The 24,776-nt window shown below is 35.8% G+C and carries 22 protein-coding genes; 13 read left to right on the top strand and 9 right to left on the bottom strand.

Annotated features, from left to right (window positions below; genetic code table 11):
- Positions 1-80: 80 nt before the first annotated feature.
- From egtB to EIB73_RS10315, 3 genes are read left to right on the top strand one after another with little or no spacing between them, the layout of a single operon-like run.
- On the top strand, positions 81-1,232 hold the full coding sequence (gene egtB, locus EIB73_RS10325) for an ergothioneine biosynthesis protein EgtB (protein WP_125025129.1): 1,152 nt from the start codon (positions 81-83) through the stop codon (positions 1,230-1,232).
- Complete coding sequence (locus EIB73_RS10320; RefSeq protein ID WP_125025126.1) at positions 1,229-2,185, top strand: L-histidine N(alpha)-methyltransferase; 957 nt, start codon at positions 1,229-1,231, stop codon at positions 2,183-2,185. Before egtB ends, EIB73_RS10320 begins: the two co-directional genes overlap by 4 nt.
- Positions 2,182-2,844, top strand: coding sequence for an aspartate/glutamate racemase family protein (locus EIB73_RS10315; RefSeq protein WP_125025124.1), 663 nt, complete (start codon positions 2,182-2,184; stop codon positions 2,842-2,844). Before EIB73_RS10320 ends, EIB73_RS10315 begins: the two co-directional genes overlap by 4 nt.
- Here the strand turns inward: EIB73_RS10315 and EIB73_RS10310 are convergent, their stop codons facing one another.
- Together EIB73_RS10310 and surE are read right to left on the bottom strand one after the other, a co-directional pair.
- Positions 2,845-3,882 carry a GMP reductase gene (locus tag EIB73_RS10310; RefSeq protein ID WP_125025122.1) on the bottom strand — a complete coding sequence of 346 codons (1,038 nt, stop codon included), beginning with the start codon at positions 3,880-3,882 and terminating at the stop codon, positions 2,845-2,847. It abuts the gene before it with no gap.
- Positions 3,883-3,936: 54 nt separating this feature from the next.
- Positions 3,937-4,701, bottom strand: a complete 765-nt coding sequence (gene surE, locus EIB73_RS10305; protein WP_125025120.1) for a 5'/3'-nucleotidase SurE — start codon at positions 4,699-4,701, stop codon at positions 3,937-3,939.
- 205 nt (positions 4,702-4,906) lie between these two features.
- Here surE and EIB73_RS10300 point away from each other — a divergent pair, with 205 nt between their 5' ends.
- From EIB73_RS10300 to cls, 8 genes are all read left to right on the top strand, one after another.
- Positions 4,907-7,189, top strand: a complete 2,283-nt coding sequence (locus EIB73_RS10300) for a DUF5686 family protein (RefSeq protein ID WP_125025118.1) — start codon at positions 4,907-4,909, stop codon at positions 7,187-7,189.
- A 141-nt stretch (positions 7,190-7,330) separates the two neighbouring features.
- Positions 7,331-9,451, top strand: coding sequence for a carboxy terminal-processing peptidase (locus EIB73_RS10295; protein WP_125025116.1), 2,121 nt, complete (start codon positions 7,331-7,333; stop codon positions 9,449-9,451).
- Between the two features lie 142 nt (positions 9,452-9,593).
- Positions 9,594-10,913 (top strand): 2TM domain-containing protein, encoded by a 1,320-nt coding sequence (locus EIB73_RS10290; protein WP_125025114.1) that lies wholly within the window; start codon positions 9,594-9,596, stop codon positions 10,911-10,913.
- A 2-nt stretch (positions 10,914-10,915) separates the two neighbouring features.
- On the top strand, positions 10,916-11,197 hold the full coding sequence (locus tag EIB73_RS10285) for a 2TM domain-containing protein (protein WP_125025112.1): 282 nt from the start codon (positions 10,916-10,918) through the stop codon (positions 11,195-11,197).
- A 4-nt stretch (positions 11,198-11,201) separates the two neighbouring features.
- Positions 11,202-11,492, top strand: coding sequence for a 2TM domain-containing protein (locus tag EIB73_RS10280; protein ID WP_125025110.1), 291 nt, complete (start codon positions 11,202-11,204; stop codon positions 11,490-11,492).
- A 1-nt stretch (position 11,493) separates the two neighbouring features.
- Complete coding sequence (locus EIB73_RS10275) at positions 11,494-12,054, top strand: methyltransferase family protein (RefSeq protein WP_228411228.1); 561 nt, start codon at positions 11,494-11,496, stop codon at positions 12,052-12,054.
- Positions 12,055-12,063: 9 nt separating this feature from the next.
- On the top strand, positions 12,064-12,807 hold the full coding sequence (locus tag EIB73_RS10270; protein ID WP_125025108.1) for a LytR/AlgR family response regulator transcription factor: 744 nt from the start codon (positions 12,064-12,066) through the stop codon (positions 12,805-12,807).
- 10 nt (positions 12,808-12,817) lie between these two features.
- Positions 12,818-14,263: a cardiolipin synthase gene (gene cls / locus EIB73_RS10265; protein ID WP_125025106.1), complete on the top strand. Its 1,446-nt coding sequence runs from the start codon at positions 12,818-12,820 to the stop codon at positions 14,261-14,263.
- Between the two features lie 46 nt (positions 14,264-14,309).
- Here cls and EIB73_RS10260 read toward each other — a convergent pair whose 3' ends face one another.
- The gene (locus EIB73_RS10260; RefSeq protein WP_125025104.1) at positions 14,310-14,870 is read right to left on the bottom strand and encodes a DUF4256 domain-containing protein; all 561 of its coding nucleotides are present in this window, start codon (positions 14,868-14,870) and stop codon (positions 14,310-14,312) included.
- 368 nt (positions 14,871-15,238) lie between these two features.
- On the opposite strand from EIB73_RS10260, the gene EIB73_RS10255 reads away from it, so the two are divergent.
- Positions 15,239-16,540, top strand: a complete 1,302-nt coding sequence (locus EIB73_RS10255; protein ID WP_125025102.1) for a tetratricopeptide repeat protein — start codon at positions 15,239-15,241, stop codon at positions 16,538-16,540.
- 47 nt (positions 16,541-16,587) lie between these two features.
- On the opposite strand, the gene EIB73_RS10250 is transcribed toward EIB73_RS10255, so the two are convergent.
- From EIB73_RS10250 to mnmA, 4 genes are all read right to left on the bottom strand, one after another.
- Positions 16,588-17,280 carry a Dph6-related ATP pyrophosphatase gene (locus EIB73_RS10250; protein WP_125025100.1) on the bottom strand — a complete coding sequence of 231 codons (693 nt, stop codon included), beginning with the start codon at positions 17,278-17,280 and terminating at the stop codon, positions 16,588-16,590.
- Between the two features lie 37 nt (positions 17,281-17,317).
- A complete protein-coding gene (locus EIB73_RS10245) occupies positions 17,318-18,037 on the bottom strand; it encodes a hypothetical protein (RefSeq protein WP_125025098.1) in 720 nt (239 codons plus the stop codon).
- A 367-nt stretch (positions 18,038-18,404) separates the two neighbouring features.
- Entirely contained in the window at positions 18,405-19,061 is a 657-nt protein-coding gene (locus EIB73_RS10240) for an SLATT domain-containing protein (protein WP_125025096.1), read from the bottom strand.
- Positions 19,062-19,215: 154 nt separating this feature from the next.
- Positions 19,216-20,403 (bottom strand): tRNA 2-thiouridine(34) synthase MnmA, encoded by a 1,188-nt coding sequence (mnmA, locus tag EIB73_RS10235; protein WP_125025094.1) that lies wholly within the window; start codon positions 20,401-20,403, stop codon positions 19,216-19,218.
- Positions 20,404-20,935: 532 nt separating this feature from the next.
- Between mnmA and EIB73_RS10230 the strand changes: the two genes are divergently transcribed.
- Positions 20,936-21,475 (top strand): hypothetical protein, encoded by a 540-nt coding sequence (locus tag EIB73_RS10230; RefSeq protein WP_125025092.1) that lies wholly within the window; start codon positions 20,936-20,938, stop codon positions 21,473-21,475.
- 178 nt (positions 21,476-21,653) lie between these two features.
- On the opposite strand, the gene EIB73_RS10225 is transcribed toward EIB73_RS10230, so the two are convergent.
- A complete protein-coding gene (locus EIB73_RS10225; RefSeq protein ID WP_125025090.1) occupies positions 21,654-22,295 on the bottom strand; it encodes a hypothetical protein in 642 nt (213 codons plus the stop codon).
- 110 nt (positions 22,296-22,405) lie between these two features.
- Positions 22,406-24,625 (bottom strand): TonB-dependent receptor, encoded by a 2,220-nt coding sequence (locus EIB73_RS10220; protein WP_125025088.1) that lies wholly within the window; start codon positions 24,623-24,625, stop codon positions 22,406-22,408.
- Positions 24,626-24,776: the final 151 nt, after the last annotated feature.

Raw genomic sequence — 24,776 nt, 5'->3', positions numbered from 1 at the left:
TTTTAAAATTAGTTGGTTATACTTTAATTAGCGGAATATTATTTGTATTCATTTTGGCCCTGTAACTTATAAGTAGGAATATGAGCGAATTATTACAATTATATAAAAAAACGCGATCACAGTCAGCCGCACTTTGTGAACCTTTGGAAATTGAGGATTATATTCCGCAGCCTGTTGATTTTGCCAGTCCACCAAAATGGCATCTAAGCCACTCAACCTGGTTTTTTGAGGAAATGATCTTAAAGAAATTTGTAAAAGACTATCAGGTTTTTAATCCTCATTTCGGTTTTCTTTTCAACAGTTATTATCAAACTTTGGGCGAAAGAGCGATACGCACAGAGCGCGGAACCATTACCCGACCCACAGTGAAAGAGGTTTATGACTATCGAAAATATGTGGACGACCATATTTCAGCCTTACTCCAAAGTCCCATAAATCCCACTTTAGAAGAATTGATTGTTTTAGGAATCAACCATGAGCAACAACATCAGGAGCTTCTAATTACCGATTTAAAACATACTTTATCCTACAACCCTATTTATCCGCTTTACAAAGAAAACTTTAATTTGACTGCGCAACAGAATTCTGAAAAAGGCTGGTTAAAGATTGATGAAGGAATCTACTCTATCGGATTTGAAGGTGAAGGTTTTCATTTTGATAATGAAAAGGGCCGGCATCAGGTTTTTTTACATGAATTTGAAATCTCAAAATCTTTGGTAACCAACGCAGAATTTATAGAATTTATGGAAGCGTGTGGCTACGAAAATTTTAAATTTTGGTTAGATGAAGGTTGGAATTGGGTAACTGAAAATCAGGTTAAATCTCCGCTTTATTGGACCAAGATTGATGACAAGTGGCATTCTTTCACTTTAGAAGGTTTAAAACCCATAGAACCCGAAGATATATTAACACACATTTCATTCTACGAAGCGCAAGCCTTTGCCACTTGGAAAGGCTGCAGATTACCCACAGAATTTGAGTGGGAAGTGGCAGCGGACCAATTGGACTGGGGCAAAAGATGGGAATGGACCTATTCCGCCTATCTTCCTTATCCAAAGTTTAAAATTGCAGAAGGTGCTGTGGGCGAATACAATGGAAAATTTATGGTCGGACAGATGGTTTTGCGCGGTTCCTCCACGGCAACACCGGAAGGTCATGCAAGAAAGACCTATAGAAACTTTTTTCAACCCAAATACAGGTGGCAAATCACCGGAATAAGATTAGCAAAATGACAAAAAATACAACTTTTCTAAACGATGTAAGTGAAGGTCTCAGTCAAAATCCGAAATATCTTTCTTCACATTATTTTTATGACAAGGCAGGAGACGAACTTTTCCAGCAGATTATGGCAATGCCGGAATATTACCTTACCAATTCAGAACTGGAAATTTTTCGTCAGCAGAGCGAAGCCATCATTGAGTCTTTTGGAATCACTAAGGATGAAGAATTTGACCTGATTGAATTGGGAGCAGGAGACGGAAAAAAAACACAACACCTTCTGAAAACTTTAATCGAGAAAGGTTTTAAGTTTAAATATATGCCTGTTGATATTTCTAAAAACACGCTGTCGGTAATCACCGGCAGAATGGAAAATTTATTTCCGGATTTGGAGATAGAAGCCAGACAAGGCGATTATTTTGAGGTTTTGGATGATCTGTTAACTTCCGATTTACCGAAAGTCATTTTATTTATTGGATCAAACCTGGGTAACATGGATGATCAAACTGCATCTGATTTTTTAGAAAAGATTGCTTTTCATTTAAAATCCGGGGAAAAATTATTGTTAGGATTAGATTTGATTAAGTCTGAGGATATCGTTTTGCCGGCTTATAATGACGCAGCAGGAATTACGAGTGCATTTAATTTGAACTTACTGAAAAGAATTAATAATGAGATGGGTGCAAATTTCGACTTAGAAAGTTTTGAGCATGCGCCGGAATATACAGAGGAGGAAGGAATAGCAAAAAGTTTTTTGAAAAGTAAAGTAGATCAAACGGTTTTTATTGCCGATTTAAATCAGTCATTTAAGTTCAAGAAAGATGAACGTATTCATACGGAAATATCCCGTAAATATAATGATCAGATCCTTAACAGCTTGTTATCCGCGGATGCCAATTTGGAAATTACGGAGCAGTTTTTAGATTCTCAGCAATATTTTGCAGACTATATTCTAACAAAAAAATGAAACCGGAAATTGCAATGAATGGAGTTTTAGGTTTAGGGAAAGAATCCACTGCGCATTACATAAATCAAATTCACCAAAATTATCATCTTGTAGACGGAGGGTATTCAACATGTCCAATGATGGTGTATCAAATTGATTTTCAAGAAATAAACCCTTATTTGCCCAATGATTTTCTGCGTTTAATTCCAAAAATGGAGTTGTATATAGATCAATTAGTAGACTTGGGAATTACCAAACTTCTAATTCCAAATATTACGCTGCATGAAACACTGGATCAGATTGATTTACCCATTACGCTTTGTCATCCAATTACTTTGACTATAAAGTATCTGAAAGAAAATCAGATTTCCGAAGTCTATTTATTTGGTACGAAATATACCATGAATTCTAAATACATTACTCAAAAATTTAGTGAGAGCGGAATTAAGGTAAAAACGCCATCAGAAGAAGATCAGATTTGGTTAGATGAATTCCGAAAAAAGGTTTACGAAAAGCAGCAAACGCAAGAATCCATTTCAACTTTTCAAAATATGATTATAAAATATGGCTCAAATTCCCCGGTAATTATTGCATGCACCGAACTTTCAATCTTTAGTATAAAGGAAAATCCATCATGTATTGACATGATGGATTTACAAATTAATGAATTTCTAAAGTAATTATTTAAAAACCTGATTTTCCTGCTCCGCAACCCTTATAAAAGTTGTCCTCTTCGACAGTTCGCGCAATTGTGAGGCACCAACATACGTACAAGTCGAACGAACGCCTCCCAAAATATCTTTCACCGTTTCCGACACAGCGCCTTTATATTCAACTTTCACGGTTTTCCCTTCAGAGGCACGATACTCTGCCACGCCGCCCGAATGCTTATCCATCGCAGTTTGTGAACTCATACCGTAAAAAAGCCGAAACTTTTTACCATTTTCTTCTACGATTTCGCCGCCACTTTCATCGTGCCCTGCAAACATTCCTCCCAACATCACGAAATCTGCACCTCCGCCAAAAGCTTTCGCTACATCTCCCGGGATTTTACACCCGCCATCAGAAATGATATGGCCCCCGAGTCCATGTGCTGCATCGGCACATTCGATAATTGCTGAAAGTTGTGGATAACCGACACCCGTTTTTATTCTTGTAGTACAAACCGAACCTGGACCAATTCCGACTTTGATGATATCTGCACCAGCGAGAATAAGTTCTTCCACCATTTCACCCGTCACGACATTTCCGGCAATAATGGTCTTGTCCGGAAAATTTTGACGGGTTTTTCTGACAAATTCTACGAAAAATTCGGAATATCCGTTTGCGACATCAATGCACAGGAAATTAATTTTTGGGTGGGCGTCTACGATCTGCTTAATTTTTTCTTCATCGCCTTTCCCAATTCCTGTACTTAAAGCAATATAATCATAGATCGAATCCTCTTGATTTTTTAGAAATGTAGACCATTCTTCAATCGTGTAATGTTTATGAATAGCCGTCATTATTTTATCCTTAGAAAGCGCTTCTGCCATTTCAAAAGTTCCGACCGTATCCATATTTGCTGCGATAATGGGAACGCCACTCCATTTCTTTTGAGAATTTCTAAAGATGAAATCCCTGTCTAAACTGACCTGGGATCGGGATTTTAAAGTCGAGCGTTTTGGACGGATCATCACATCTTTAAACCCTAATTTAATTTCGTTTTCAATGCGCATTTGGTAAATGTTTTAATTTAAAAATTATTAAACGGACAGAAAGAATCGCCGTAACTATTCCAGAATTGCACGCAGATTTTGTAAATGTTCATGTGCAGTTAAATCAAATTTAACAGGAACAATGGAAATGTAACCATCTGCGAGAGCGGTTTCATCTGCATCATGACCATCATCCATATTATTGAAATAACCCGTTAGCCAATAGTATTTTTTACCGTGGGGATTTGTTCGTTCGTCAAAATTTTCTTCCCACTTCGCGTTGGCTTGTCGGCAGACTTTGACTCCTTTTATATCTTCTCTTTTTAGTTTGGGAATATTCACGTTTAATACAACTCCTTTAGGTAAAGGATTTTCTAATACTTTTTTAACAATTTGCTGAATATATTCTTTCGCTTGCGAAAAATCTGCATCCCAGGAAAAGTCCAGCAGAGAGAAACCGATGGACTGCAATCCTTCCACGCCAGCTTCTACTGCAGCACTCATTGTCCCGGAATAGATCACATTGATAGATGAATTTGCACCGTGGTTAATTCCTGAAACCACCAGATCCGGTTTTCTGGTAAGGATTTTATTTAAAGCAAATTTCACACAGTCTACCGGAGTACCGCTCAAAGAATAATCTTTTTGAGGTCCATCCAGATTAATTTCTTCGAAAGTCAATGTAGAATCAATCGTAATCGCATGACCTTTACCAGATTGCGGAGAGTTGGGTGCTACCACGACCACTTCGCCGATTTCATTCATAAATTCTACTAAGTTTCGAATGCCCGGTGCCGTGATGCCGTCGTCATTGGTGACTAATATCAATGGTTTTTTCATATAAATAAATGCTTTGATACAAAAATAAATTTTTAAAAAGACAATCCGGGTATTCTGGAAAAGATTGTGTTTGTTTTAACTCATTGGTCAGTTGTTATGCTTGGCTACATACTTTACAGGAGTGAAATAAAATAATTATGGGAAGAACTGAAATTTTGTTATACTTTTGGCACTCGTTTGAGAATTAAGTTTTTAACGCCACGCCATGAGTTTTTTCAGGATTGCTTTTCTATCCCTTTCGCTATGTTCTATTTTTTCATTTTCGCAAACCAGAGAGACCGCGATTGATGAAGTACAGATCAAAATTTCTAAGAATTTAAAGAAAAAGGACAATCCCGCCTACAAAATTTTACAGGAAGTCTGGAAGCGTAAAAAGAGCAATGGCCTCTCTCATTTTAAGGATTATCAGTACGAAGAATATGAAAAGATTGAGCTCGATCTTACCAATCTGGATTCTGCTTTTACCCATAAAAAAATCTTTAACAAAGTCGATTTCATCTTTAAATACGCGGATACTTTAGATCAAACAAATCAACTGTCCTTACCGGTTTATTTTAATGAAACGCTGTATAAAAATTACGGCAGAACAGACCCTTCCAAAAAAGAAAAACGGGAAATTCTTGCCAATAAATCATCCGGACTGACCTCCAGTGATGCGATGGCAAATACCGCGAAGAATCTTTACAAAGAAATCGATATTTATGATAATGTTCTGAATTTCTTTAATATTGGATTTACAAGTCCTATTGCAACAGATGGCTTTTCAGCCTACGATTACCAGCTTTTAGAGGATGAATTCATTTACGATACCGACTGTTACAGGATAAGATATTCTCCAAAACGCAAAGATGTGCTATCTATGTACGGCGTTCTTTATATTGCTAAAGATAATTATGCGGTAGTTCGCGCGACTTTAAAATCGAGCAAGCAGATCAACGTCAACTTTGTGAACAGTTTTTATTACGAACTGGAATTCGATAATCCCAACGATTCTATTTTTTTACCGAAGAAAAATTATCAGGAGATCCAAATGTCCGTTTTTGGAAAGAAAGAAAAGTCGAAAAGTGTAATTGCGAAAAAAACGGTCATCTTTTCAGATTATGTCTTCAATCAAAATTTAAGTGACGCTGTTTTTGATCAAAAAGTAACTTCTCTCACAGATGAAGAATTTATCAAAGATGATGAATATTGGCAGAAAAACAGAAAGGAAGAACTTTCAAAATCTGAAGCCAATGTATATAATATGATGGATGAACTGAAAGATGCACCGCAGTTTAAAAAAGCCGTCAAAATTTATGAAGTGGTTTCATCCGGCTACTACAATGCCTTTAACGCCATCGATTTCGGAGATATTTATTCGGTTATTGGTTTCAATGAAGTAGAAGGTTTTAGATTACGGGTTGGTGCGCGAACTTATTTTTCAGCAAACGATTCCTGGCGTGCGGCTTTTTATACGGCCTATGGTTTTAAAGACGATCAGATTAAATACGGTTTTGAATTCAGAAAAATGTTCAATCGTGATAACCGCTTTACTTTAGGAGTGGGTACGCGGCGCGATATTCTGCAACTCGGTTCACAACTAACTGCGGATGAGGGAATTATGACGCGTTCTTTCGCCTCGTCGGGTGTTTTAAATTCGGGGGATAATTTTTACTTAAGTTCGGTCAACCAGACGAGTGCCTTTGCTGCGATCGATCCTTTTAAGAACTTTACGGTTCGTTTAGATGCGACCAATCAAACCACAAAATCTGCGCTGCCGGAGAAATTTTCTTTGGATTTTTATAAAAATAATGTCCGCTATTCGGAATTGAATGACTCAAAATTGGTGTTAAGTCTAACAGCCAGACCGGGTGCTATTTTTTCTCAGTACGGCGTAGACCGTTATGAACACAGTACTTTGGCGCCAACCATTATGCTAAAATATACGCAGGGACTGAACGGTGTTTTGGGTTCAGATTTCAACTACAGCAAGTTGCAGATGTATTATTTTCAACCCATTCTTTTAAAGAGTTTCGGCCGATTATTATTGAATGTAGAAGCTGGAAAAAACTTTAATAAACTACCGCTGGCTTTGCAGAATATTATTCCGGGAAACCAGTCTTATAACTTAATGCCGAATACTTTTGCCTTGCTTAATTATTACGAGTTTGTGGCAGATCAATATGTCACTTTTCAGGCGGAACACCATTTTAATGGAAAAATCCTGTCTTACATTCCTTTGGTTAAAAAATTGAAATTGAGAGAAGTCGCTTTCTACAGAACAGCTCTGGGGAGTTTAATGGAGCGGTCGATCTTAATGAATGCCGGAAATCAAAAATTAATGGCGCCGGAGAAAAAACCCTATTATGAATATGGTTTCGGGATTGAGAATATTGGATTTGGAAATGTGCGTATTTTGAGGGTAGATTTCAACTGGCGTGGAAATTATCTGGAAAATCCGGAGGCAAGAAAGTTCGGAATTAAGTTCGGATTTCAATATTATTTTTAAAAGCACTGCTTTTTTTGTGTTAAAACGACAAATATTTGGTAAATTCTTCTTTTATTAGAAACAAGGTATTAATTTTGATACTTTGTAAAATCCTGTAACAAATCAGGAGAAAGTTCAACAAATCATATTATTAATATTTATATGTTCAAAAAATTTAGCCTCAATACTTTACTGCTTTTCATTCCATTAACCAGCTTGGTTTTTTGTTTTAACTCACCTAAAAATGACGACGACAAAATGTCAACCATAATGATCAGCGTAAAAAACACTTTAAGCTACCTTCATTATTCGCCAAAACCTATTAATGATGCTTATTCGCAGGAAGTTTACAAGCACTACTTCGAAATGGTCGATGCTTCTAAACGATATTTTATGCAATCTGATATGGCAGAATTTGCACAGCATAAAACGAAATTAGATGATTATCTGAATCAGGGAGATTTAAGATTTTATAAATTAACCATCGATCGATTATACGATAGGGTGGATCAAATCGACAAAATCACGCAGGATATTTTAAGCAAACCGATCGATCTTGATGAAGACGAAACGCTTGTTTTAGAACCAAAAGCCAAAAACTATGCGGCGAATTCTGCAGAACTTGCTACAGAATGGAAAAAATACATCAAGTACAATATTTTGCAGGAGATGGAAACATTAACAGCAAAAGAAGAAATGCAGAAAGAGAAAAAAGATTCTGTACAGAGATTCAATCTTAAAGATACCATCAAACTTGAAATTTTAACTCCTGAAGCCAAACGTATTAAAGCAACTCAGGAAGTTAAAGAGCTGGTCACCGACAGTTTCCGAAGATTGAAGAAAAGAAACAAAATGGATTGGTTCACGGTTTATATGAATGCATATACCGAAGTATTTGATCCACATACGAACTATTATTCGCCTAAAAACAAAGAGGATTTTGACACCCAGTTTAAAGGAAAAATCATTGGAATTGGAGCGTTGATTCAGGAAAAAAGAGGATACCTTTATTTGGGAGCTTTAACAATCGGAGCACCGGCCTGGAAATCAAAACAACTTTCGGAAGGAGATAAAATCCTTAAAGTAAAGTCCAAACCTTCCGAAGATGCAGTAAATGTTGTAGGAATGCTTTCGGATGAAGCTGTTCGATTAATTCGTGGGGAAAAAGGAACGAAAGTAACTTTAACGGTAGAAAAGAAAGATAAAACGATTAAAGATGTTACCTTAATTCGGGAAGAAGTGGCTATTGAAGATACTTTTGCACGAAGTATTATTGTGAATTCAAAAGATGGTAAGAAATATGGCTTTATTAATTTGCCAAGTTTTAACGCAGATTTTGAGGATGCCAAAGGAAGAAATGCGTCTGACGATATTAAGAATGAACTCATCAAACTCAAAGCACAAAATGTAGAAGGAATTGTTCTTGATCTTAGAAATAATGGTGGCGGTAGTTTAACTGAAGTTGGCGATATTATGGGTCTCTTTATGAATGCAGGTCCTTATGTGCAAGTAAAAGACGGGAATGGTAAGATTCAAACCCTCAGTAACAAGACAAATACGCCACTTTGGACGGGTCCGCTGGTCATCATGCAGAATGAACTTTCAGCTTCCGCTTCGGAGATTTTAGCCGGCGCTATGCAGGATTACGGCAGAGCAGTTGTGATCGGTTCGCCACAGTCGTTCGGTAAAGGAACGGTGCAGACTTTTGTAGACCTTAACCGATTCTTAAATACGAATGATGATTTTGGTTCTTTGAAACTGACGATTCAGAAGTTCTACCGAATCACCGGAGAATCTACACAGAGAAAAGGGATTCAGTCTGATATTCAAATGAAAGATTTCTTTACCTATTCGGAAATTGGGGAACGGTATGATGATTATGCTTTGGCTTGGGACAAAATTCCGGCAGTATCTTACCAACCACTGAATTATTTCTCGGTAACCGCTTTGCAGAAAGGAATTGAAGCCAGACTTGCCAATAACAAAACGTATCAATTGATTCAGGAATCCTCTCAGTGGAAAGAAAATTTAGATAAGGAAGAATCGATTTCTTTGAATCAGAAAAAATTTAATGAAGTCATGAAAACCAGAAAGTCCCAGATCAAGAAGTTTAAAAGTCTTGAAAAGTTCAATAACGGTTTAAAATTCGTGGTAAATCCGGATGAAGCGGTTCGGGAGAAAACAGACGAAGCTTTTGCGAAGAAAACCGAAAACTGGATGAAAAATCTTCAGCGCGATTTATACTTAGAAGAAGCTGTAAATGTAATTTCTGAAATGAAATAAATTTTTAAAAATAGCAAAGGAACAACCATCGAAGAATTTCGGTGGTTTTTTTTTTGCTGTTCAGTGATTAAAAATTACCGTTCGGTAGAAATTTATTTTATTTACCTTTAATCGAGTATACATTTGTACCCATAATTAGATCATGAACAGAAAAAGTTTAATAACGATATCCTGGATTACGTTTTTCATCGGAACGGTCATTTTTGTTTTTTTCACGCCGGTAAAAACTTTTCGAAACTACTTGGTGACAATGGTGATTTCCGCCTTGTACAGTTTTACGATCGCGGTTGGAAACGGATTGATTAATGATTATCTGAACAAGAAATACTCTTGGGTAGAAAATACCAGAAAAAGAACAATCCTTGGAATTATAGGAACGCTGTTAGTCAATGTGGTTTTAGTATTTTTTTGTAATTATGTGAACTTCATAATCTTTCAACATCGAAATAGTGCTCATTTCTTCTCCGGAGCGATGGGAACATCCAATTGGCTGACGATTAATGTAGCGCTACTCATTTCCGCAATTCTACATGCAAAAGGTTTTGTAGAAGCCTGGAAAAGTTCAACCAAACAGGAAGTCGTTCAACAGAAGTTAATCGCAAAATCAGCCAATGCTCAGTTCGAAAGTTTAAAGAACCAGCTTGATCCACATTTCCTCTTCAATTCCTTAAATGTGTTGAGTTCTTTAATTGATGAAAATCCCGGTCAGGCGCAAAGATTTACGGCTTCAATGTCGAAAATTTACAGATATGTTTTAGAGCAGAAAGATAAAGAATTAGTCACCGTAGAAGAAGAAATTAATTTTGCGAAAACCTATTGTGATCTACTAAAAACCCGATTTGAAGACAGCGTAAGTTTCGACTTCAATGTGAATGAAAAAGATTTGAAATCCTATGTAGTGCCACTTTCTTTGCAACTGCTTTTAGAAAATTGCATCAAACATAATTTCGCAACCTCTTCTAAACCGTTGCATATTAAGATTTATTCTGAAAACGGTAACCTGTTTATCGAAAATAATTTACACCAAAGAGAACAGGTCAAAGAGAGCGCCGGAATTGGCCTGGCAAATATCGTTCAGCGCTATTCCTTATTAACAAAACAAAATGTTTTCATCGAAAAATCAGCAACATTTTTCAGAGTGAAAATACCAATTTTAACCCAAAAAACAACAGCAATGACAACACAACCATCACAAGAATCAATGGCTTATCAAAGAGCCGCGAAAAGAGTAGAAGAGTTGAAAGGCTTCTATAGTAATCTTATTTCTTACTGCCTTGTAATTCCTTTTTTGGCTTTTATAAACCTCTACACTTCCCCTCAATATTTGTGGTTTGTGTGGCCGATGTTAGGCTGGGGATTTGGTTTATCGATGCACGCTCTGAAAGTTTATGGTATTGGTAAAAACTGGGAAGAGAAACAGATTCAGAAAATTTTAGACCGGGATCACTCAAAAAATTTGTAAAAATGGAAAATTTAACAAAGTCAGAGATTGATTATTCTCTAGCAAAAGAAAGAGTAGATCAAGTAAAAAAATTCTATGCGAGTTTGGCTGTTTTTGTCATCGTGTTAGCAATTTATAGCTTTAGAAATTATTATTTAAGAGGTGAAATTACATTTTTCAGCTTCAATAATTTCTCCGGAATATTATGGATTTGGGGGATAATTCTAGCTGTAAAAGCAATGAAACTGTTCTTCCTTAATTCGAGCTGGGAAAGAAAAATGATGGATAAAGAACTAAATAAATAAAGTTATGGAAAATTTTAATCAAAATAATATTAAATATTTAGAAGCCGCAAAACGGGTAAAAAGACTTAAAGGATTTTATATTCACGCCGTCGTCTACTTTTTGGTCAACTTATTTATCGTCATACAAAATGTGAAATCTGGTGCTTCACTATCGAATATGGATAATTACTGGACGGCTATCTTTTGGGGTGTCGGACTTTTGGGTCATGGTATGAGCATTTTTCTACCGAATATGATTATGGGAAAAGATTGGGAAGAGCGAAAAATCCGGGAGTTAATGGATAAAAATAAATAATATGAATACCGCCACCAATTTAATCATGGTTCTCTGGGGAATTTCAGAAATTTATCTTCTCTTAAAAATGAGATCTGGAAGTACCGATGCGAAAGGCAAAGATAAGAAGTCGCTTTCCAGACTTTGGCTGGTTATCGGTTTCAGCATATTTTTCGGAATTTTTATTGCTAAATCCACGTTTTTTCCTTTTTATCACAGTCAAATAATTCAACTGTTTGGCTTGGTGTTTCTTTTCTTAGGTGTTATTTTAAGGTTGATCGTTATTAATAATCTGGGAAAATATTTCACCGTAGATGTGACCATTAAAAAGGATCACCAATTAAAAACCGACGGATTTTATAAATATGTGCGGCATCCTTCTTATGCTTTTTCGTTGCTCACCTTTCTGGGATTGGCCATTGTTTTAAACAATTACATTTCGGCTGTCATGGTTTTCCTTCCTGTATTTCTAATGTTCCTTTACCGCATTAAAATTGAAGAACTGGTTTTAACAGATCAGTTTGGTCAAGATTACTCCGATTATAGGAAGAAAACAAAGAGACTTATTCCTTTTATTTATTAATTTTAGAACATGATTAAAACCCTCATCATCGAAGACGAAAAACCTGCGGCCCGAAAACTGGAGCGTTTAATTGGTCTGTTCCCTGATTTAGAATTAGTTGCAACGATTCATTCCGTAGAAGAAGGACTTGAGTGGTTTCAGAATAATCCACATCCTGATTTGATTTTTTCTGATATTGTCTTAGGCGACGGTTTGTCATTTGATATTTTTGAAAAAATCCCGACCAGGAGTTTTATGATTTATACCACTGCCTTTGATCAATATACTTTGAAGGCTTTTAAACTCAACTCTATCGATTATCTGCTTAAACCAATAATGGAAGAAGATCTGGAAAAAGCAATCACAAAATACAAAAGTTTCTTACCCGCTGATGCGTCCTATAACAATTTGGAAATCAAATCTTTAATTAAGGAAGAAAAGCAAAAATTATCGCGGATTTTAGTAAAAATAGGCTATAATTTAAAAATTATTCAAACCGATGAGGTCCTGTATTTTTACAGTGAAAATAAGATCGTGTATCTTCAGACAAAAGAACGTCATTATCCGACCGATTTTACTCTAGATGAATTGCAGGAAGTACTCGATCATAAAAATTTTTTCCGCGTCAACCGACAGTTTATCATTAATTCCAATTTTATTAAAAACATTCATACTTCTCCCTATTATAAAGTCGAAATGGAGGTTTCGCCGGAAGAAGAAATTACGGTAAGTCGAGATCGTCTGAAAGATTTCAAAGACTGGTTATCTACCTAAATATATTCTTATGACCTGGATTCTACTCGCGGAGATTCTTTATGTAATCCTCATCATTGCAGTAATGGTGCGGATCATTTATGACACCCAAACGGTAACGAAAACGCTGGCTTATTTGCTCTTGGTTGTATTTCTACCTTTCGTTGGGATCTTTATTTATTTTTCCTTCGGTATCAATTATCGCAAAAATAAACTCTACAGCAAAAAAATAATTGAAGATCACCACCAGGAAGAGTTGGTCCTGGAAAAGCTGGATCTGTATAATCGTAAAAACCTGGAGGCTACGAAGGAGAATGCGTTCGTAGGTTTGACGAACATGATTTACCAAACCGACAGAAGTCCCTTAACTACCAATAATAAAGCAGAATTACTGATTAACGGCGAAGAAAAATTCCCTGCAGTTTTAGAGGCCTTACGAAATGCGACACATCATATTCACATCGAATATTACATTTATGAAGATGATGAAATTGGGCGCGCTATCGAAGAGATAATGATTGAGAAAGCCAAAGAAGGAATTGAGGTTCGCTTTATTTATGATGATTTCGGCAGTGCTTCCATTCGTAAGTCTTTGGTGAAGCGTCTGCGGAATAATGGCGTTAAAGCTTTCCCTTTCTATAAGATCAAGTTCATTAAACTGGCCAGTCGTCTCAATTATCGGAACCACCGGAAAATTATCGTGATTGACGGGCGAATTTCATTTGTGGGTGGCATCAATATCAGCGATAAATACAGCAATGCTGCCACTGGTAATAAACTGTATTGGCGCGATACTCATTTAAAGATCGAAGGCGATTCTACGGCTATTCTGCAGCACATTTTTATCGGAGACTGGAATTACTGTGCAGGTAAAAAGCTAAAAATCACCGATCAGTATTTTCCAAAAATAGGTGAACTTGATGGTGAAACTCAGAATATTCAAATCGTTTCCAGCGGTCCCGATTCCGACAGACCCAGTATTTATTACGCCATCATCAAAGCCATACAGTCTGCGAAAAAAGAAATTTTCCTGACGTCTCCCTATTTTATTCCGGGTGAAACCATCATCGATTCTATAAAAATGGCGGCGCTCTCCGGTGTTGAGGTTAAACTTTTGGTTCCGGGGATTTCCGATTCTTATTTAGTGAATGCGGCGGCAAAATCGTATTACACGCAACTTTTAAAAGCTGGTGTGCAGATTTATCTCTATAAAAAAGGATTTCTACACGCCAAAACAATGGTGGCAGACCGCGCCTTGGCAATTGTAGGAACTGCCAATTTAGATTATCGCAGTTTCGATTTGAATTTTGAAGTGAACGCTGTCGTTTATGATGATCAACTGGCTGAAGAACTCGCCTTAAACTTTGAAAATGACCTCTTACATTCGGAAAAGATCGATATTCAATCCTGGCTTAACCGTCCGAAATACATTCAGTTAATCGAAAAAATTGTACGGCTGATTTCTCCGATGTTGTAAATGTTGTTTCAATTTTTAAAAAAGAAAACAATAAAATAATACTTTTCTAAACTTTCAATATTCCACGAAAACCTCTTCCGGCATAATAAGATTCCGCTCCGTTGTGGTAGACGAAAACGTGATTGAAACGACAGTCCCCGAAGATAGCACCACCCAATTTTCTTATTTCCGGCGGAGTTAAAAGCCAACTCGATGTTTTGGTGTCAAAACTTCCCAGTTTTTGAAGTTCCCGATATTCATTTTCGTCGAACAATTTTATTCCCATTTTTTCAGCGAGGGAAACTGCGCTGTCTTTCGGTTTGTTTGCTTTTCTGGATTCCAGGGCTTCATGATCATAACAGACACTGCGACGGGGTTTCGGACTTTCTGCCGCACAATCACAGAAGATGAATTCTTTTGTTTTCTCATCGTAACCAATCACATCAGGTTCGCCCTCGGATCCCTCCATTTCGTTGAGTGACCAAATTTTATTGGGATTTTCTTTTAATTTTTTTTGAACATCTTCCCACTTTAAATCAGCATGACGGTTCATATTATTTAGAAAACGTTTCTCTAAAATAGCAAGAAGTTCTTCCGCTCTTTTTTTGGATAGTTTTGTATTTTTCATTTTTAAAGAATAAGGGATTTCAAGAAAAGTGTTTAGCCTTAAAAAATGGTCTTTTTTAATAGAACTAAATTAAAAAATTAATAACGTTTGAAAATTTCGAAAATTCAGTCAATCCGCAGTCTTTCGATAGAATTAAAAAAAAGTAAATTGAGGTTACTCGAATTTAAGGCTGTATTTCTTGATAATTCCAATTCTAACTCATATAAAAATAGTATTTTTAATTGATTATTGAATAACTAACCAATTTTTAAAATGAAAAGCCTTTTAAAAAGTTGTTCCAAATAGTTCGACTGAAGATTCTTATCATTGTATGTAACTGCAGCGCAAATGGACGGCATCAACTCAGAAATAACACCTAATAAAAAACTATGAAAAAAACATTTACCTTACTCTTCGTCTTTCTTTTCACGATGATGTTCCAAATAAAGGGACAAAAAGATTCAACAGCTGCTTTAGAAAAAATTCCACAATATATACCGCCTCCGCCAAAACCTGGCAGCTCTGCATATAAATCATCAGCTGAACCACAATTTTCGTGTAGCGAAGAGTACGAGAGAGTTTGGGAGCTTTACAAAAATAAAAATTATGACAAATCCCTTTCTCTCATTGATAAAGTGTTAAAGCGGTGTGACCTGCAGGCAGCTTATTATGAAATGAAAGGATATATTCTAATTAAAATGGCCCGAACGAAAGAAGTCATTAAAACCGCCACAGAAGGTTTGGCTATTTCTCCCACCGACGCATCTTTATTAGACATGCGTGGCAGCTCCTACTATTTTGATTTTCAACCTGAAAAAGCCTTGCTGGATTTTCGCGAGATGCTAAAATATGACAAAGGAAATGCAAGATATTATAACAATTATCTAAAGCTTCTAAATGAAATGCGGAAAGATTCAGAAATGATTTCTGTGTTTAACACATTTTTGACCGAAAAGAAGAAAGGTGTAGATTTTAAGGATAAAAGATTTTTGGGTGAAGTCTATTTTTACACGTCACTTGCCTTTCAGCGGCAGAATGATACCAAACGTGGAGTTGAACTTTTAGATGAAGCCCTAAAATTATCTCCAGATGGGAAATCCTATCTCAACAATCGTGGACTTTTTCTGCAAGAATTGGGGCAGTCCGACAAAGCGTTGACCGATTTTAATAAGCTAATTAAGATCGATCCGGAGTTAGCGCAGAGTTATATTCACCGCGCCAGTGTTTTTCAGGATTTAAAGCAATTTGATAATTCCCGAAAAGATTATCTGAAAGCTCTAGCTTTAGGAACAGGTGCAAATGAGGTGTACGCGGAATTGGCAAATGTTTATCTCAAGATGAATGATTACGAAAATGCGCGAAGAAATTTTGAGATCTTCCTCACAAAAAACGTTCAAAATCCGTCCGCCTACAGCAATTATGCTTTTGCGCTATTCGATATGAATGATCAGAAAAAATCGCTTGAAAATTTTGAAAAAGCGTATGCTCTTGAAAATAACGAAATTGATACTTTGGTTGGCCTGACCGTGTTATATAAACTGACCGGAAATGATAAAAGATCCGAAGAAATTAAAAAAGAAATTGCAGCTAAAACAGAATATAAAGCTGACAAAAAACTCTTAAAAACTTTAGAAAAATCTCATTATTTCTATACCGATAAATTTAAGACAGAATGGGAAAATGTATTTTAAAAATAAAATAATAAAAGAGGCAGTTTCATACACTGCCTCTTATTTTTTTACGGAACTATTTCTGCCTGCCAATATTCAAAAGTCTTTTTTTCTCCAGTATCTAAAGTAAAATCAAAGGCAGTTTTAATGGTTTCCGAAATTGAAAACTCAACTTCCTTTTTGAATAAACCGCCGGCGTAAGATAATGTATGATACTCCCCATTTTCTCCGCAAACATCGATATTCTCCGGAAATGAGTTGATCAAATTTTGGTCTAAATCTTTTCCAATATAAGTTTCATCTAATAGATCGGCTTGCGTAACAATGATTTTTGATTTGATTCCTGACTTTAAAAAATCATCAATAACTTCTTGTGATGTTTTCTCCCAAAGCGGTTCTACAACTTCAATTCCCAAAGGATGAAGTTTGCTTTCCCGGTACGCTTTTACGTCTGATAAAAAGATATCACCAAAGATAAAATGCTGCACCCCAAGTTCTTTAAAATGATGAACTGCTTCGCTCATTTTCTGATCGTAATTTTTCAAAGCGGTAGAAGAGGTGACTGCAAAAAGCGGAATGCCGATACTTTCTGCCTGTCTTTCCAATATTTCCAACGGAATAGCATGCATCGAAGATTTGGAGGTTTCTTCTCTCATGTTGGTCAAAAGTGCAATGACTTCAAATTCTTTTTCTGCCAAAACTTTTTGAAGCGCTAAGGCAGAATCTTTTCCGCCGCTCCAGTTAAATACTGCTTTTTTCATTGAGGATATTAGACTATTATTAAATTTATATTATGTGTTATCGTTTGATTACCTTGTAAATAATGATAGGCAATATGATCATTAATGATATTAATAACAGCGTGAGCGACTGATTTTTACCATTGTCTGCAAAATAGAAAATACAGAAGGATAATATTAAAACCGGCGAAAAGATTAAAATACGAAATAAATATAGTTTATTTTCGGACTCTACATTTTTATTATATCCATTCTCATTATTTAACAAATGGGGTAAATTAGTTTCCACAAAAAGTGCAATCTCTTTTATATTCTCCGCAGTTAATTCTTTAGGACGAACGATCTCATCGCCAACACTTAGTAAAAGATTTTTTCCTTTTATTGTGAATGAATTAATATTTTTTGTAGGATATTTTTTCAGATAGCTTTTTGGATCTAAAACATATCCTTTGTATTCGTGTTGTTTAATTGCCAAACAAGTAAGGCTTTTTTCGTCGAGGTAGAATATTTCAAATGGGTCTCTATCTTTCTGTTTTTGAAGCAGTGACTTTACGAAAAATAGAGATGATAAAAATACCGTAGTCAGTAGCGTTTCAATGAAGTCAACATCAAAGAAATAAGTTGAAGCAGAAATTAAAATAATCAATAGTATGGCAAGTAGATAAAACTTTAAAGCAATTCTTCTTTGAACCAAATAAATAAGTAAGATTGTAGCTATTGAACAGATGCCTGTTTTCCAGTTCAATACTATTCCGCCTATTCCCAGTACAATAAACATGGTGATGATAAATAACAAAAAAGAATTCCTCTTCTTTAAAAATTTTTCTTTTTTGATACTTATAAAGTTTTTTTGGGACATACTATTTTCTAATGGGTTAGAAAGACATACTTTATAATGATGATTTTTTAAATTAATAAGTCCCGTTGTATTCTTCCAGAACTTTTTGAAGGGCTAAAGCAGAGTCTTTTCCGCCACTCCAGTTGAATACTGCTTTTTTCATTGAGGAATGGAATTTCTAAGATTTCCGCTTAGGCCTGCTAAGATTATTGTTTTGTTGGTTATTTGTTTTAAAAAATTAGTAAAATCACTTTGGCTTCCTTTTTAACAATTTTTATTTTCTCACATATTATTTACCTCAATTTTTTTAGATCCAGCAAATTAGTATTATAAGTAAAGGAGTTACTAATATAATTACTGTGTACCAACCATATCTTACAAAAAAATTTTTAATTTTAACTTTGCATTTGTCATTTTTAGTTACTTCCGTAAAGTATTCAGTGTGAGATATCTTAAAGTTTAAATAATCAATTGATAAGTGATTTTCATATTTAGATAAAATTCTTTGATATTCTTCCGCTAATAAATTTGTAAAATTCCTTCTTTCATAATCGCTAGGGTTTTCATTCATTGTTTTGAATGCTCTAAGCTTATTGTAAAGTGAGGACAGTTCTAATCCGCAATTATGGAAATCTTTTGCTCTTAAATTATAATTTTGTGAATTTTCATATTGAGATAGTACAAGTAGAATAATACTTAATGCTGTTATGACATAATTTATTAAGTCAAATTTACTGCTAGAATGTAAGTTATACACAGAAATAAGTCCTGCAATTATTAGGTATGCAGATAAAATTGCTAAACTTATATTTGACATTTTTGAAATTATTGTCAATCTTTTATCAGCTTCAAATCTAGATCCTTTTGTTGACCAAATTTTATAGTTCAATTCTTCTAAGAAACTTTTTTCTAAATATTGTTTTGACCCCGTAAATATTGATTTTAATTCTTTTTTTTCAGTCATTAGTTTAGTGTTTTATCTTAATAATTTGGAGATATCTGTAATTGTCCGCTAAATTTATTGTATATGTTTTTGAGGCAAATATATTAAGCTAAAATACCAAAAATTCCTCTTGAAAAATCAAAAGGAATTATATTATTAATTAAAAATCAGAATTTTACGAAATCACGCCACTTCCCACCAACTCATCTTCCAAATACCAAGCAGCAAACTGCCCCTCTGCAATCGCAGATTGTGGATTCACAAACTCGATAAATAATCCTTCTTCAAACTGGTAAAGCGTAGCCTCTTCCAAAGTTTGTCGGTACCGGATTCTGGCCTGTACTTTCATCGATTCGCCATTTTGCAAACGCAGATCTTCACGAACCCAATGAACTTCTGAGTTTTCTATTTTTAAAGCGTTTCTGAAAAGGCCCGGGAAGTTTCTTCCTTCCCCTACAAAAACGATGTTTTTTTCAATATCTCTCGAAATCAAAAAGCACGATTCTTTATGTCCGCCAATTCCCAAACCTTTACTTTGACCGACTGTAAAATAATGCGCACCTAGATGTTTGCCAATTACTTTTCCGTCTGCTTTTTCGTATTTTATTTTCTGAGACAAAAATTCCAATTCTTCTAATTTTGAAGAAAACTCAGGTTTTTCTTGATGAAAACCAGGGAAATCTTTAAAAATTTCTACAATTTCACCTTCTTTTGGTTCCAGTTGTTGTTGTAGGAAAGTAGGTAAACTCACTTTCCCGATGAAACATAAACCTTGCGAATCTTTTTTATCTGCCGTCACCAAACCCATTTCCCGGGCGATTTCCCGAACTTCAGGTTTCGTCAGTGCTCCAATCGGAAACAACGATTTCGACAATTGATCCTGATTCAACTGACACAGGAAATACGACTGATCTTTATTATTATCTGCTCCCGCTAAAAGGTGAAAAATCTCTTTTCCATTTTCATCAAAAGTAGAGTTCACCTGTGCGTAATGTCCTGTTGCAACTTTCTCAGCACCAAGCGATAAGGCTGTTTTCATGAACACGTCAAACTTCACTTCACGGTTACACAAAACATCAGGATTCGGCGTTCGGCCTTTTTTATATTCCTCGAACATATAATCCACAATTTTCTCCTTGTACAGTTCACTCATATCGATGACCTGATAAGGGATTCCGAGTTTTTGCGCCACCATCAAAGCATCATTACTGTCCTCGATCCAGGGACATTCATCCTCCAAAGTTACCGACGCATCATTCCAGTTTCGCATAAAAAGCGCGACCACTTCATGACCTTGTTTTTGCAGCAAATACGCTGCAACACTGGAATCTACACCTCCAGAAAGTCCTACTACAATTTTCATATGTTCATTTTATAAAGTCTTTCAAGGAGACTCTTTATTGAGGCTGCAAATTTACGACTTAATTAATGATTCTGTGAGGAGCACAAAAATTGATTTTCGTTTCAAGACCCGTCCCGCTCTCCACTATATCTTTATCTTTTCCGATGAAAAGATAAAGGATGCCGTTGCGATCGGGGCTAAAAGGAAGTTCATTTCTTCTTTTCACTTATTCAAAACGTAAATTTTGGCTGGTTATAGAAATTTTCGATTTCAAAAAAAGACCGCATTTAAATTGAGAAATTCGTGAAATCATTTGTGGCATTTGTGTTTAACTTTAACCGCAAAAGAGACAAAAGTCAATATTGAAAAGAAATTTTCAAAGACTGCAAAGAGTTGAAAAAATCATTCTGGATATCTTTTGCAACCTTTTGCATTATTACTCAATCAACCTTTTGTTTATTCTTTTGCGGTAAAAAAAATCTCTCGCTGGTTTCAGAAATTGTGAATTGAAAAAAAGACTTAATTTTACATTTCAATCTTTAAAACAGCAGCGATGAAAAAACTACTTCTCCTTTCCATAATTTCTATCGGCTTTTCGGTAAACGCCCAAATCGGAACTTCAACGCAGTTGGGCGGTGAAAATTCTAAGTGGACTTTCGGAGGCTCTGCCGGCTTAGGTGGAAGTTTCGGCAGTAATAATGGCGGAACATCGATTTACATTTCCCCCAGAATTGGGTACAAACTCACCGAAAATTTTGAAGCCGGAATCGTTTCCGATTTGACCTGGGCGAACTCAAAATATTATTCCAGCAATACCATTGGAGTTGGACCTTTTGTGAATTATTATATCGCCCGAAACTTTTACTTAAGTGGAATGTTCCAGGAATATTTCTTCAATCAAAAGAATAAACTGACCTATCAAAAGTACTCCGGTGAGGAGGCTGCTTTATATTTAGGCGGAGGTTATTTACAGCGAATTGGTGATCGTGCATACATGCAAATCGGCGGAATGTATAATGTACTGTACAAAAAAGATGAGTCCGTTTTCGGGAGTGGATTCGTACCAAGTATCGGCGTTGTGTTCGGACTTTAATTTAAAACGCTGATGAAGCGAGTGTCTTTTCGTCTTAAAAAATATGAAAGTCGAACTTCTAGTGTCATTGACTTCATTTAAAATTACACCGATAAAATCGTAGTTTCCTCCTTCAGAATTTTAAAAATAAAAAAATCTCCCGACTAACAGGAGATTTTTATTTTAAAATGATTTTAGCTTAAGGTTTGTTCGACAAAAAATATTCCGCTTCACCTTTTCCCCAGTTTGGATCTAAAGTCGTCTTCGGTTGATATACTTTAAACTGATCCAAAGATTTTTGAAACATTTCAAGACCTTTAGATTTACTTCCACCAAACTGTTCCGGCGTGTAATAAATATCTTCCGCTTTCAACAGACTGATTCTCGGATTTTCGGGATCCAGTTTCTCTGCTTTTGCCAGCGCATCGGCGCCCAACATTCCTTCGCTCATAAACCGGGATTGTGGGTCTACCATCATTTTCAAATTATGAATCATTTTCTGCAGGATAAATATTTCTGCATTGTCCTTGCTGAGGTCTGAAGCTTTGTCTAAATTGTTTTGCGCTTCTGCGGCAATGGCATCCAATTCCGTCAGTTTTCCGGTGCGCATTAAATTTCTGCCTTTTTCAATGGAAGCTTGGGCGGCGTAATAGTAAGGCAGCCACTGTGTTTTTTCTTTATCGCCAATTCTTGCGAAATCGTTGGAAACTGCCGTAAAATCTTCCGGAGTTTTTGCTTGCTCCATTTTTGAAATTTTGTCTGTTACTGCTTTTTCAAAATTGGTTTGCGCATAAGTGCTTACTGCCATAAACAGGAGCGTAGATAAAAATAATTTTTTCATTTTTTTAATTTTAAAGAGTGTTTGTCAGTTTGATGAATCAAAGGTATTTCAAAATAAAAGGGCTTAAAATTTTATTCTGCTGAGGGGTTATTTTAATTTCCTGAACCGTATTATAAATTACCGTCGATGGCATCCTGCGTTTTGTCAATCCCGAAATTGATGAAGGCTCCAATAAAAATAAAAGTGCTGGCGGAAGGCAAAACAGGTTTGCTTCGAAGTCCGTCCGTAGAAAAATTATAACCGTAAATATTTTTCTGTCCTAAAATATTATTAACTGCCAAAACAAGAACAGTAAAGGATTTTGAATCTTTCTTGCCTAAGTTTGGCAAGTAATTTAAGCTGAAATTCAAAGCACCGAAATCTTTTAAACGTCCCTGTTTGTTTAAATAATAGTCCCCATTTGCATCGGTTTGAAAGTTATAATAAGGTCGGCCGGAGGCATAACTGTAGGATAAATTAAAACCAGTTTTCCAGGAAGTGACAAACTTTTTCGCCACCACAGAAAGCGTATGCTTTGCTGCAAAACTCGGAAAGAGGCTTTGGTCATAATTCTGAAAATTTCTTTTGGAATCCAGGAAGGAGTAAGAGATCCAATAATCAATATCTTTAATGGATTTTTTGTCACGCCAAAAGATTTCAAAACCTTTTGCAAACCCGTTACCGGTGTTATTGATGGCCACGGGACGGTAATCTAAAACTGTAGTTTTAATAAGATCCTTGTAATTTTTGTAAAAAGCTTCCAGGCGGAAACTTCTTCCTTCTGCAGATTTCTGAACCTGTAAAACATAATGTTCTGCTTTTTGGTAATTCAGCGGATTGCTGCCAAAATATTTATTTTCCGGATTTTGGTAAAATATTCCGTAAGCCAAAGAGCTCGTCCAGGTTTTTGAAATCCGGTAGGCCATTGCAAATCTTGGCGCGAGATTCCACCGATCAATCGCATTGGAATATTCTGAGCGTACACCAATTTTTGCAGATAAGTTATTGCTGAAGCCCAAATCTGTTTCTGCAAAAAGCGACGTGATCTGGTCTTTGAATTCGGAAGGTGTCGGGGCTGCGGAAACATCTGTTTTTTCGTTGCTTTGATTGTATTCAATTCCAGCCCGTACCGCAGAGATTTTGTTTATTTTTCTTCCCAAAGTTCCTTTCGTATTCAAATAATTTCCGGTAATATCGATGGTATTAGGATTTATTTCTTCATCTTCAAAAGTATTGCTCAGCGCAATGAAACTGGAATTATAAGTATAGGAACTCCCTAAATTTAATAGATATTGCCCGAATTTCTTTTTAAATGACAGATTATGAAACGTGTTTTTACCTTTTAAATTAGTATTGTCGAAATCGATGTTGGCTTCTAAACTTTCCGCCTGCAATCCTATTTTGTTGGTATCAAAACTTCCGTAATATTTTAGAATTCCGCCATTTTTATTTTTAATGCGAAAGTTGAAGTTCGTCCCGAAGCTTTCAGGAGCTTTCGTAAAATCATTATTGAATTTTATCAGTTTTGTTACTAAACCAAGATTAGAATAACCCGCTGAAATTCCAAACGATTTAGATTTTTCTTCATTTACATTTTGAAATCCCGCATTGATAAATAAAGGTGAAATCGCAAGATCTACGGAGTTTCTCTCCGGAAAATCAATGCTTTCCAAAATCAGTACCGACGACAAAGCCTGACCGTACGCTGCAGAATATCCGCCACTGGAAAATACATTGCCTTTAAATAAAGAGGTGTTTAAGCGGTCCATCGATTTTATACCGGGAATGGAATTTCCGAAAAAGTTATTGACTAAATTCCCATCCATAAAAAATTTAGTTTCCGTTCCGGTGCCACCACGAACGAATAAACCTTCCGTTTCCCCGATTTTCTGAACACCGGGAAGTGTTTCCAAAGCGGAGGATATTTGCCCGTTTGCTCCCGCAGTCGTATAAATATCAATCGGAGTTAAAAGCGCTGTGGCTCTTTTCTTATCACTTGCTTCAATGGAACCAGCCGAAATTACCACAGCATCAATCTCAGAAATCTGCTCTTTTAAATCGGAATTGATCGAAAGATTTTCGTTCGCAATGGTAATGGGTTTCTCAACTTCAACAAATTTAGCATTCGAAAAAACGAGAATCTGACTTCCTTTTTCCTCCGTTGGAAAAGTGAAATTTCCATTTTCATCGGTTGTAGCACCATCATAGGTGTTTTTTAGCGTAACAGAAATGTCTTTCACACCTTTCCCTTTAAAATTTACTTTACCCGAAACGGTCACTTGCGCATGGAGAAAAATTCCCATTAACAGAGAAAGGAGCAGAAGGATTTTAGAAATAATAAAAGTTTGCATGGTTTTAATTTTATACCGTAAAGGTATAATGGAATGAGATTTGCTGAAATTATTTGTAACTGAACAGTAAAAAATCGGTGCTGATCTGTTTTTTTTATCATATAAGTTCACAATTCTTTACGTTGACTTATTAACATTAAATAAATATTAT

This window comes from Kaistella carnis (genome assembly GCF_003860585.1).
Classification (GTDB): Bacteria; Bacteroidota; Bacteroidia; order Flavobacteriales; family Weeksellaceae; genus Kaistella; species Kaistella carnis.
Note: the sequence above shows the minus strand (reverse complement) of the source record. Positions and strands in the feature narration are given on the sequence as shown.